This is a genomic window from Streptomyces sp. AV19 (assembly GCF_015999245.1).
In the GTDB taxonomy this organism is placed as follows: domain Bacteria; phylum Actinomycetota; class Actinomycetes; order Streptomycetales; family Streptomycetaceae; genus Streptomyces.
The window spans coordinates 1-12063 of sequence record NZ_JAEAMR010000110.1 but is presented as its reverse complement, the minus strand read 5'-3'; the positions used below and the strand labels follow the sequence as shown (position 1 = coordinate 12063).

At 72.1% G+C, this 12063-nt stretch carries 4 protein-coding genes; 2 read left to right on the top strand and 2 right to left on the bottom strand.

What is annotated here, in order from left to right; genetic code table 11:
* A partial coding sequence (locus tag I5Q34_RS34250) for a type I polyketide synthase (protein ID WP_199896407.1) occupies positions 1-2960 on the top strand: 2960 nt, incomplete at its 5' end.
* A gap of 115 nt (positions 2961-3075) precedes the next feature.
* A complete protein-coding gene (gene gdhA / locus I5Q34_RS34245; RefSeq protein ID WP_234429959.1) occupies positions 3076-4407 on the top strand; it encodes an NADP-specific glutamate dehydrogenase in 1332 nt (443 codons plus the stop codon).
* A gap of 387 nt (positions 4408-4794) precedes the next feature.
* Here gdhA and I5Q34_RS34240 read toward each other — a convergent pair whose 3' ends face one another.
* Positions 4795-6147 (bottom strand): cytochrome P450, encoded by a 1353-nt coding sequence (locus I5Q34_RS34240; protein WP_199896405.1) that lies wholly within the window; start codon positions 6145-6147, stop codon positions 4795-4797.
* Positions 6148-6403: 256 nt separating this feature from the next.
* The gene (locus tag I5Q34_RS34235) at positions 6404-12040 is read right to left on the bottom strand and encodes a type I polyketide synthase (protein ID WP_307811792.1); all 5637 of its coding nucleotides are present in this window, start codon (positions 12038-12040) and stop codon (positions 6404-6406) included.
* Between the last annotated feature and the right edge of the window lie 23 nt (positions 12041-12063).

The following is a 12063-nucleotide window of genomic DNA, read 5'->3' as shown; positions in this document are numbered from 1 at the left end:
CCACCACACCACCCGGACCCGACAACCGACGCGAACTCACCATCCACTCCCACACTCAAGCACCCGCCGACGACGGCACTCCCTGGGTGCGGCACGCCACGGCAACCCTCTGCCCCCGGGACTCTCAGGAGCATGTCCGCACCGACCACGGATCTCGGCCAACTTCCTGGCCTCCGCCGGAGGCTGTTCCCGTCGACCTGGAGGAGTTGGACCAGCGGCTCGACGCGGCCGGGCTGTCGTACGGTCCCGCGTTCCGTGGCATGGGCGCCGCGTGGCGGGACGGTGACGATCTCTACGCCCATGTCTCGCTCCCCGAAGGTGGAACGGGAGACACTTCGTCGTTCTCACTGCACCCCGCTCTGCTCGACGCGGCTCTGCACCTCCTGGGTGCTCGGCCGGCGATCGGCGGGACACCCTCCGCCCACCTGCCGTTCGTCTGGCGCGGCGTGAGGCTGCACGCGTCCGCACCCGCCGGTACTGATGTGTGGGTCCGGCTGTCGACGGCCCACTCCACAGCCGGCGGCACCGACGCGGGAACCGGCATGATCGCCGACGTGGCCATCGACGTGGTGGACGACGATGGACACCCTGTCGCGTCCGTCGAGTCCTTGGTGCTGCGCCCCGTGTCCACCGAGGAGGTGCAGTCGGCACGTTCCGCGAATCGGTCGCCCCTGTACAGGGTGGAGTACGCCCCGGTCATGGTGGCGGCGTCGGCCGCCTCACCGTTCGCTGCCGAGACATGCGCGTTCGTCGGCGCGAACAACTGGCTGCTGACGGCCCGGGACCCGCACGGCGAGGGCGGGGCCGGTCTTCCCCCGGTCGTTCCGGCGACGGCTCCCGAGGGGGCGCATGTATACGCGGACTGGGATTCGCTGCTGCGTGCGCTCGACGCCGGTCACCCGGTCCCCGCGGTCGTGTTCCTCCACGCGGCCGGGCCCGGTACTGGTGACGGTGAACCTCGTAATGGCGGGGACGACTCGCCGTCCTCGGAGGCCATCGTTCCGGCCCACGTCCCTGCTGTCACCCCGTACTCCGCGGCACGTTCGCTCGTGGAGGAGGTGCTGGTCCTGTTGCAGGAGTGGCTGCGGGAGGAGCGGTTCGCCGACAGCCGGCTCGTCGTGCTGACTTGTGGCGCGGCTGCTGCCGGGCCCGAGGAGGACGTCACCGATCTCGCCGGTGCGACGGTGTGGGGGCTGGTCCGTTCGGCGCAGTCGGAGAATCCGGGCCGGATCGTTCTGCTGGACCTCGAAGGCTCCGCTGTCGTGTCGCGTCAGGGCTCTTCCTCCCCTCGGCCCGGGGCACCTGCCCCCGCGGCTGTCCCCTGGCGTGTGCTGTCGCGGGTACCCGGGGCCGGGGAGCCCCAACTGGCCTGGCGGGACGGCCAGATGCACGCTCCGCGGCTGGTGCACTTGAGTGTGAGAACGGAGACGATGACCGGAGCGGACGAGAGGGCGCGGCCGTCCCGGCGCGATGCCACCGACGTCCGGCCCGCCGACCCTGCGCTCGATCCCGACGGCACCGTGCTGATCACTGGGGGCACCGGTGTCCTCGGTGGGTTGGTGGCGCGCCGCATGGTGGAGTCTCACGGGGCGCGGCGCCTGGTGCTGGCGAGCCGCCGGGGCGTGGAAGCTCCGGGTGCGCGGGAGCTGCTGGCGGAGCTCACCGCCCTGGGTGCGTCGGTGGACGTCGTCGCGTGCGACCTGGCCGAAAGGGATGCCACCGCTGCGCTTCTCGCCGGGATTCCGGAGGATCATCCGCTGACCGCGGTGGTGCATGCGGCCGGCGTGCTGGACGACGGAACCGTCCTGTCACTGACTCCGGAGCGGCTCGAGAAGGTGTTGCGCGCCAAGGCGGCTCCGGCATGGCATCTGCACGAGCTGACCCGGAGCAGTGCTCTTGGTGCGTTCGTCCTGTTCTCGTCCGCCGCGGCAGTGCTCGGCTCCCCCGGGCAGGGCAATTACGCGGCCGCCAATGCGTTCCTGGACGCTCTCGCCCATCACCGTCGTGCCGGTGGCCGGACGGCCGTTTCCCTGGCGTGGGGGCTGTGGGCGCAGGGCAGCGGCATGACGCGTCATCTCGACGTGAGGGACCACGCCCGGCTGAACCGCGGGGGAATGACGCCCTTGCTCGACGAGGAAGGGTTGGCACTCTTCGATTCCGCTCTGGCCTCGGGTGAGGTGTTCCTCGTCCCGGCGCGGCTCGACTTCGCGGTGATGCGGGCCCGCGCCGCGGAGACCGGAGTTCCCCCGTTCCTGAGCGGACTCGTCCGGATGCCCGAACGGTCGTCGGCGGTACCGGCATCGGCCGCGGGCGGGACCGCGAACGCGGCGGCGCTGCGGGAGCGGCTGGCCGGGCAGGGCGACGCCGAGCGGCACCGCACCGTTCTGCGACTGGTGCAGTCGCATGTCGCGGCGGTCCTCGGATTCGATGCCGCCTTCTCCCTCGGGGCGGAGAGGGCGTTCCGGGACCTGGGCTTCGACTCGCTCACGTCGGTGGAGCTCCGCAACCGCCTCGGCGCCGCGCTGGACCTCCGGCTCCCTTCGACGATGGCGTTCGACTTCCCCACTCCGGCGGCCCTCGTGCGGCACCTGCTCGGCCGGCTTCCCTCGGCCGCCGGCCCCGCCGGAGACCGAGGCAGCGGTGCCGCGGAGGTGGGCTTCCGGGGAGGGGAGGAGGGCCTTCGAAGGTTCTTGGCCGCCGTCCCGCTGCGGCGGCTGGAGGAGGCCGGCCTGGTGCCTGCGCTGGTGCGGCTGGCCGAGCAGCAGGCCGACGGCGTCCCGGGCCCGGGGGGCGGCGCGGCCGGGGGCCCGTTCGGCACCGCCTCCGCCGGCGGTGGTGGCGCCGATTCTCCCTCGATCGACGAGTTGGACGTCGACAGCCTCGTGCAGCTGGCCCATGAGGCGGTGGACGGTGACGGTCCCGCCGGGGCGGCCGGGTCCGGGCAAGGGAGGGCGGTCTAGGGGTACATGACAGCGGGGTGCCCTCACTACGGTCGGATGAGCAGGGCTTGATATCGCGTCAATTGGCCAGTCTTGTCAGGCACGTTGGGTTTTGTTGCTCATGGAAGGGGCTGCCATGCCAACTTCTCTTCTCGCCAGAGTCCTTCGGCGCAACCCGGGTGAACCGGAATTCCATCAGGCGGTCGGCGAGGTGCTGGAGAGCATCGTTCCGGTGCTCGCCGCGCGGCCGGAGCTGGCCGATGCCAAGCTGATCGAGCGGCTCACGGAGCCCGAGCGGCAGATCATGTTCCGGGTGTGCTGGACGGATGACCATGGGGAGGCACATGTCAACCGGGGTTTCCGGGTGGAGTTCAACAGTGCCCTCGGGCCGTTCAAGGGCGGGCTGCGTTTCCATCCCTCGCTGAACCTCGGCATCGTGAAGTTCCTCGGGTTCGAGCAGATCTTCAAGAACGCCCTGACCGGGCTCGGCATGGGCGGCGCCAAGGGCGGCAGTGACTTCGACCCCCGCGGCCGCTCGGACGCCGAAGTGATGCGCTTCTGCCAGGCGTTCATGACGGAGCTGAGCCGTCACATCGGTGACCGGACCGATGTCCCCGCCGGCGACATCGGCGTAGGCGGCCGGGAGATCGGTTACCTCTTCGGTCAGTACCGGCGGCTCACCAACCGCTGGGACGCCGGGGTGCTGACCGGCAAGGGGACCGGCTGGGGCGGGTCCCAGGTGCGCAAGGAGGCCACAGGCTACGGGAACGTGCTCTTCACGGCGGAGATGCTGAAGAAGCGCGGGCTGGACCTGGCCGGTCTCCAGGTGTCCGTGTCCGGCTCCGGGAACGTGGCGCTGTACTCGATCGAGAAGGCCCACGCCCTGGGCGCGCGGGTGGTGACGGTGTCGGACTCGGACGGCTTCGTGGTCGACGAGAAGGGCATCGACCTGTCCCTGCTCCGGCACATCAAGGAGGTTGAGCGGGGGCGCGTCCGGGATTACGCCGAGCGCCGCGGCTCGTCGGCCCGCTACGTGCCCGGAGGCCGGGTGTGGGAGGTGCCGGCCGACGTGGCGCTGCCGTCGGCGACCCAGAACGAGCTCGGCGCCAAGGACGCCCTGGCGTTGGTGCGCAACGGTGTGAGAGCCGTGTCGGAAGGGGCGAACATGCCCGCCACCCCGGAGGCCGTACGGATCTTCGAGGAGGCCGGGGTGGCGTTCGGTCCCGGGAAGGCCGCGAACGCGGGCGGCGTCGCGACCAGCGCGCTGGAGATGCGGCAGAACGCCGGCCGGGAGTCCTGGTCGTTCGCCCGCGTCGAGCAGGAGCTCGGCGACATCGTGCGCCGCATCCACGACACCGTCCACGAGACATCGGAGCGGTTCGGGCAGCCCGGCAACTACGTCGCGGGTGCCAACATCGCCGGGTTCGAGCTGGTGGCCGACGCGATGCTCGCCCAAGGGCTCGTCTGACACGGCCAGGTGTCGGGCACGGCCCCGACCGGGAGGCGCCGGGGCCATGCCGGGCGGGGTGCCGAGGAGCGGCGCCCCGACCGGCATGCGGGTGTCCGGAGGCGAGGGTCATGCGCGGCGCCGCGCAGGCGTCCACGTCTGCGCTCGCGAAGTCCATGCATATGTGTACGTGCATGCTCCCGCACGCACGTACACACCGTCCTGAGCAGGGCCCCGACACCGGCCTCATGAGCAAGCGGAGACGACCGCGGGTCCCGCGTGCGTACCGACAGGTACGCCGTCGCTCCCGCGCGATGGTGCGGTCGCCGCGATCGTCTCCGCGTCCCTGGAGCCCGCCCCGCCCGTGACCGAGTCGCCTGCGGCCAAACGGGCAGGCGGGCGCCACGGTCACACAGCGGCGTTCTGACGTCTCTGCGCCGTCCTGGGCTCCACGGTCATCCGCAGCTTGTGCGGAAGGACATGGGTGGCTTCCGTGACCTCGCGCACGCTGTGCCCCGAGATCGGGCGCAGGCGCCAGCGGGAGGCGATGACCGCGATGACCGTGACGGTCTCCGTGATCGCGAAGGCGTCACCGATGCACTTGTACACCCCCGCCGAGAACGGGACCCACGCGCCCTTCGACACCTTGCCGCCACCCTGCTTGCTGTCCCAGCGGTCGGGGTCGAAACGTTCCGGGTCCGAGTACCAGCGGGGGTCGTTCTGGAGCGCGTAGGCGCTGTAGATGACTTCGGCGCCCGGAGGCAGCGTGTACTCCCCGAGTTGCGTGGCACGCACGGCGCGGCGCATGCCGGCCCAGCCCGGGTACTTGCGCAGGGTTTCCTTCACGACCTGGTGCGTATAGGTCAGCTGGGCGACCGCCTGGGGGGTGGGCGGGAGGCCGGCGACGAAGGTGTCGAGTTCCTCGTGCACCCGGCGTTCGATATCCGGGTTCCTGCCGAGCTCGCAGAGGGCCCATGTGGCGGTGGCGGCCGGGCCTCCGATGCCCGCGACGGCGAGCCCGAGGATCTCGGTGCAGATCTCCCTGTCGGACAGTCTGTTACCCGCGGCGTCCTCGGCCCTCATCAGCATCGAGAGCATGTCGCCGTGGTCCCGGCCGTCGGCACGGTAGGCCTCGATGGTGTTGGTGATGGCGGTGCGCACGGCGGGCAGGAAACGGTTCCCGGAGATGGGCAACCGACGGTAGAGGTTGGGGGCGAGGCTGGCGATCCTGGCCCCTTCGAGGATGGAGTTGCCGACCTTGCGGAGTACGGCCTCCGCCTCGGCCCCCAGCTCGGAAAAGAACAGCGATTTGGTCATCGTCATCACTGCGACGTCGGTCATGGCCGGTGCGACCGCCACCACGTCGCCCGGCGACCAGGAGGCCGTGACCTCCTCTGCGGCCGCGGCCATGCTGGAGACATAACTGTCGAGCCGGGCCCGGTGGAAGGTGGGCTGCATGAGGCGACGCTGCCGCAGGTGGGGCTCGTCGCGGGTGGCCACAAGGATGGGGCCGACGAATCTGAGCGACTTGGCCACCATGCTGCTGCGGGTGAAGTCGTGTGCGTTGGTCACCAGCATGGCCCGGGCGAGTTCCGGGTGGGTGGCCACGTACAGGCTCCTGGTCCCGAGCCGGATCTCCACCAAGTCGCCGTAGCGGGCAAGGGATTTCAGAAATTCGAGGGGCCGCCGGGCGAGCTGTGGCACGTGGCCGGCCACCGGCCAGGCACCCGGGACGACAGGAACGGGAGGGCGGGAGGACATATACGGGACTCCTATCGGATTCCGGGCTGTAGCCGACTGGCTCTGCGTTTCCGATGTGCGGTCGCGGATGCGGATGCACCGCGTTCCCGGGGGTACCCCGGGCCGGGGCGGCATGACGGCTGTGAGACCGGTGTCCGGGACGCCCGAGAAGCAGGCTACGGACGGGGCGTCCCCACCGGGTAGCCCCTATCGGCCCGAGGGATGATCATGCCGCCGAATTCCTCGGGCACTGCCGGCGAGGTGTCCATGCGCGCGTTCACCGCTCTTCGTCGAACTGTGCGATCCAGCCGTGAATGTAGCGGGCTGTTTCTTCCGCATGGCTTTCGAGCATGGTGAAGTGGTCCCCCCGGATTTCCGCGACTGTGTGCGGAACACCCCAGACGGGGGGCTTCTGTTCGCCATCCTGCCCTCGCACGAAGAGGGCGGGTGTGACGATGTCCGGCGGGGTCCAGCCGGAGAAGATCCTGAAGTATCCCCCCATGGCGGTCAGCCGTGCGTAGTCCACGTCCAGGAACTGCGTGACGCGGTCGAAGATCTCGCTCGTGAGGGCCGAGGCCACGGGGGCCATGCCCTCGTCCGGAAGCCAGGCGTCCATGGCCACCACGGCCCGTGGGAAGACACCGCGTCCCTCCAGGTGCCGGGTGACGGCGTAGGTGATCCAGCCGCCCGCGGAGTGCCCGGCCAGCACGAAGGGCGCCTCGCCCATGAAGTCCACGACGGCCTCGGCGAACGTCCTGATGAGGACGTCGACGTCGGCGGGGAGCGGCTCACCGGCGACGAAGCCCGGCGCCGGGAGGTACCAGACGTCACGCAGCCCTTCGAGAGCCGCCGCGAACCGCACGTACTGGTAGGCGCTCGACACCGCGGCCACGGTGGGGAGGCAGATCAGTACGGGACGGCCGCCCGCGGGATCGCCCTGCGCGAGGCGTACGAACTGCGGCGCCGTCTCGGGCGTCACCCGGTCGAAGGAGGGCCGGAACACCGAGGCCGCTGACAGCAGGTCCATGGACTCCTTGACCCGGCCGGTGTCGTGGCCCAGCCAGAACAGGGACTCGACCGTCGCCTCCGGCGGCCCGCCGCGCTGCCCCTTGGGGCCGTATTTGCGGCGGGCCTCCGACTCCCCGCCGTCGCCGCGGTCGTGACCACCGTCGCCGTCGCGATCGTCACCGGCGCGCTCGTTCCGGCGGTCCTGATCGTCCGGGTCACCGAAGGCGCCGGAGCCGCCGGAATTCGCCCGGGCACCCTCGGCGTTGTCTTCTTCCGCATGCCCCGTCGTCCCCTTGGTCGGGCCGCGCGCGGCCCCCGCACCGTCCTCCTCGGCCATCGCCTCCTCGAGATGGCGTGCCAGGGCTTCCGGGGTGGGGTGGTCGAAGACCAGGGTCGTCGCCAGGCGCAGCCCGGTGAGGGAATTGAGGCGGTTCCGCAGCTCCACGGCCGTGAGCGAGTCGAATCCGAGCTCCCGGAACTCCGTGTCGGCCGGGACCTGTTCGGCGGTGCCGTGCCCCAGCACGAGGGCGGCCTGGGCGCGGACGAGTTCCTGGATGATCCGGGTGCGTTCGCCCGGGCCGGCCGCCCGGTCCAGCCGACGGCGGAGGGCGGCGGCCGCGTCGGCGTCTCCGCCATCCCCGCCTGCCCGCCGGGCGGGAACCCTCACCAGGCCCTGGAGGATGCGCGGCAGCGCACCGGCGGCCGCCTGCGCGTGGAGCGCCCGCATGTCCAGCCGGGTGGCCAGCAGGAGCGGCTCGTCGACGGCGCCGGCGGCGTCGACGAGGGCGAGGCCCTGCTCGTTGGAGAGCGGCGCCAGCCCGCCGCGGGACATTCGCGCGAGGTCGGTGGCGTCGAGGTGGCCGGTCATCCCACTGGCCTCGGCCCACAGGCCCCAGGCCAGCGACTGGCCGGGAAGGCCCTGCGCACGCCGGTGGTGCATCAGGGCGTCGAGGAACGCGTTGGCGGCGGTGTAGTTGCCCTGTCCGGGGCTCCCGAAGCTGGCGCCCGCGGACGAGAAGACGAGGAAGTCCCGCAGGCCCGGGGCGAAGGCCCGGGTGAGCTCGTGGAGGTGCAGGGCACCGATGGCCTTCGCCCCGAGTACGGCTGCCATGCGCGCGGCGGTCAGTGAGGTGACGATGCCGTCGTCGACGACTCCCGCCATGTGGATCACCGCGCCGAGGGGATGCCGATCGGGCACCTGGGCCAGTAGGCGGGCCACCGCTTCGCGGTCGGCCGTGTCGCAGGCGTGAACGGTGACATCGGCACCGTGGGCCGCGAGTTCCGCGACGAGTTCCGTGGCCCCGGCGGCCGCGACTCCCCTGCGGCCTGCGAGCAGAAGGTGGCGGATGCCGTGCGCGGTCACGAGGTGCCGGGCGACGATCCTGCCGAGGACACCGGTGCCTCCTGTGATGAGCACGGTGGTCTCGGGGTCCCATCGCACCGGCGTGCCGGCACCGTCCACCCAGCCGGTCCCGTCTCCACTCGCCGCCCCGGCGCCCGCGCCCGCCTCCGCTCCTGTCCCGGGCGCAGGGGCACGGGTCACGGCGACGCGGTTCAGCAGCGGCGTGCGGGCCGTACCGCTCCGCAGCGCGAACTGCGGTTCGCCGGTGAGGAGGGCGTCCGGGAGGGCCTGGCGGGAGGGCCGCGAACCGTCGGTGTCCGCCAGCACGAACCGGCCCGGGTTCTCGCTCTGGGCGGAGCGGACGAGCCCCCACACCGCCGCGTGTGCGAGACCGGAGACGGTGTCCTCGCCGTCCGCGGCCACGGCGCCCCGGGTGACGACGGCAAGCCGGGAGTCCGCGAACCGGTCGTCGGCGAGCCAGCCTTGGAGGAGGCTCAGGGCGTGCCCGGCCGCCTCCTGTACCGCGACGGCGGGGACGGGCACGACCTCACCACCGGCACTCTGTCCAGTGCCGTTCCCGGCGGTGTCCTCCCCTCGGTCGCCCTCCCCGGTCGCCTCTTCGGCGCCGCACGACACGACCGTCATGTCGGGGGCCGGGGCACCCGAGGCGACGGCCTCGCCCAGCGCCGCGAGGTCGGGGTACGGCTGCCAGGCGGCTCCCGCGGCGTCGAGCGCCTCCCGCATTCCGTGCACCGCGCTGCCGACGACGGCCCAACGGCACCGGCTGACGGAACTGTCACCGCCGTGGGCCGTCGGCACGGGCCGCGGCTTCCACTCCATGCGGAACAGCGACTCGTGGTACGTGGTGCGGGCGGCGCGGAGCTGTTCCTCGCTGATCGGCCGGAAGGTCAGTGCCCGCGCGGACAGGACGGGCCGGCCGGCGCCGTCCGTGGCCTCCAGCGCGATGGTCTCCCGGGACGTGGGGGTCAGCCGGACGCGCAGGGCGGGGGCGCCTGTAGTCGTCACCGATACGCCGCTCCAGGAGAACGGCAGCAGGCCGCCGTCCCGCTCCCGGTCCTCGGTCATGTCGACACCGAGTACGACAGGGTGCAGCGCGGCGTCGAGCAGCGCGGGGTGCACGGCGTACCGCGCGGCTTGTTCCGTCTGTTCCTCGTCCAGGGCGACCTCGGCGTAGATGTCCCCTGCCCGGCGCCACGCGGCCCGCAGCCCTTGGAACGCCGGACCGTAGCCCAGGCCGGCGCTCGCCAGGTCCGCGTACCAGCCGTCCAGGTCCACCGGCTCGGCGTCCGGAGGCGGCCACGGGGCGTCCGGGGCAACCCAACGGTCGTCCTGCCGCCCGGGCCCGGAGAGGACGTCCGGGGTGAGCACGCCGGTCGCGTGGCACGTCCAGGCCTTGCCCGCCGCGAGCGTCATGGGACCGTCCCGGCGGTCGTTCCCGTGTTCGTCGTCGGGGTGCGAGTGGAGGGAGAAGGAACGTTCGCCCGATGGGCCGGGGGCGTCGACGGCGAGTTGGAGGACGACCGCTCCCCGCTCGGGCAGCGCCAGGGGAACCTGGAGGGTCAGCTCCTCCACCGTTCCCAGTGCTGTCTCTTGGGCGGCGCGGACGGCCAGCTCCAGCATCGCGGTGCCCGGGAGCAGGACCACCCCGAACACGACGTGGTCGGAGAGCCACGGGTGGGTGCGGAGCGAGAGGCGGCCGGTGAACAACAGGCCCTGGGATTCCGCCAGTTCGACGGCGGCCCCGAGGAGGGGGTGGCCGGAACTGTCCAGGCCGGCCGCCGTCACGTCGCTGCCCGCCGGACGGGGATCCAGCCAGTAGCGGCGGTGATCGAACGCGTACGTCGGCAGTTCCACCGCCCGGGTGGAGGCGCGGGGGCCGATGACGGCCGGCCAATCGATGGTGCCCCCGTTGACGTGTACTTGCGCGAGTGCGGCGAGGAACGTACGGGGCTCGGCGCGATCCGGGCGCAGGAGAGGCACGGCCAGTACGGGCCCGGGAGCTTCCGCTGGTGCGTCACCGGTGAAGGGGACGGGGGCGGGGGCGGGGGCGGGGCCGGACTCGGCAACGGTTTCGACATCGAGGTCGGGGCCGGCGTCGAAGTCGGCATCGGCGGTGCCCGGCGTGCCGACGGACTCCTGGGTCAGGGCGGACAGCGTTCCGTCCGGGCCCAGTTCGACGAACGCGTCGGCGCCTTCGGCCCGTAGCCACTCCATGCCGGCGGCGAAACGGACCGTTTCCCGCACGTGCCGCACCCAGTACTCCGGGTCCGTCAGCAGGCCGGGGGTCACCGGCCGCCCCGTGAGGCACGAGACGATGCCCAGGGTGGGCTCGGCGTACGACACGGCGTTCGCGGTCCGCCTGAACTCCTCCAGCATGGGCTCCATCAGCGGGGAGTGAAAGGCATGACCGACGCGCAGCCGGCGGGTCTTGCAGCCGCGCGCCGCGAACCCTTCCGCCACTCGCTCCACAGCCTCGGCGGCACCGGAGACGACGACCGACCTGGGACCGTTCACCGCCGCGACGGACACCCGTTCCGCCGCCTCGTCCGTGGCCAGCGCACGCGCCACCTCACCCTCCGAGGCACGGATCGCCGTCATCGCCCCGCCCGGCGGCAGTGCCTCCATCAGCGATCCCCGGGCGGCCACGAGGAGAGCGGCGTCGGCGAGGGAGAGCACGCCGGCCACGTGGGCGGCCGCAAGCTCGCCGACCGAATGCCCGATCAGGTACTCCGGCCGCACGCCCAGGGCCTCGACCAGCCGGAACAGGGCCACTTCGAGGGCGAACAGTCCCGTCTGGGCGTAACCGGGGCGGTCGAGGAGCGCGGCTTCGGCCGTGCCGGGCGCGGCGAAGACCACGGACCGCAGCGGGCGGTCCAGATGAGAGTCGAGCGCCGCAAACGCCTCGTCCAAAGCGTCGGCGAAGGCAGGGACTGTCCCGTAGAGCTCTTGCCCCATGCCAGGGCGCTGGGTGCCCTGGCCGGCGAAGAGCAGGGCGGGCCGGAGGTACGGCGTGGCCCGGGCCGGCCCCTCCACGATGCCCGGGGCCGGTGTGCCGGTGGCCAGCGCGTCGAGGCCCCGGAGCAGTTCGGCCCGCCCATCGCCCAGGACAACGGCACGGTGTTCGAAGAGCGCCCGGTCGGTGGCGAGGGCTCGTGCGATGGCCGTGACGTTCCGGTCCGCGGCGTTCCGCGCCAGGGCATCCCGCGTCGCGTCGTCGGCCGCGAACTGCCGCAGCCTTCGCGCCTGCCGTCGCAAGGCGCTCTCGGAACGCGCCGATACGATCCACGGCACCGGGGCAGACGCTGGCGCACTTGTGCCTTTCTCCCGTCTCTGGGCCGGCTCCGTTCCCTCCTCCGGTGCCGGGGCTTTCTCCGGTTCCAACTCCGTTTCTGCCTCTGGCGCTTGTTCGATGATGATGTGGGCGTTGGTGCCGCTGACCCCGAAGGAGGAGATCCCGGCACGGCGGGGGCCGCCTGCCAAGTTGGGTTGCGGCCAGGGCATTTCACTGCTGAGCAGGCGTACGGCCCCGGACGCCCAATCCACATGCGGCGACGGCTCGTCCACAT